Here is a 307-nt window from a genome sequence, read left to right on the forward strand (position 1 = left end):
CTGCTTCTGTAGTTGCTGCTTTAGATGCAAGAGGTGTAGATGCTGACGTTCTTAAATCTATAGGTGTTGGTGANTTTAATAACGTGTATTTCGATTTCAACAAGGCTACAATTAAAGCTGAGTCAGCTCCTGCTTTAGATAATGCAGCAAGAATCATCAAAACTGATGGTGGGCATTATGTATTAGAAGGTAGAACTGATGCTAAAGGTGCAGAAGCTTACAACTTGAAATTATCTAGAGAAAGAGTTGCTGCTTTAGATGCAAGAGGTGTAGATGCTGACGTTCTTAAATCTATAGGTGTTGGTGA

The 307-nt window shown here is 38.6% G+C and carries 1 protein-coding gene; it reads left to right on the plus strand.

The genetic code is table 11. The features are described from left to right. Positions 1-83 precede the first annotated feature (83 nt). Positions 84-307, plus strand: a 224-nt coding sequence (locus ASG21_RS20550) for an OmpA family protein (RefSeq protein ID WP_241773452.1), incomplete at its 3' end; no start/stop codon positions are given.

Source organism: Chryseobacterium sp. Leaf394, from assembly GCF_001424105.1.
Classification (GTDB): domain Bacteria; phylum Bacteroidota; class Bacteroidia; order Flavobacteriales; family Weeksellaceae; genus Chryseobacterium.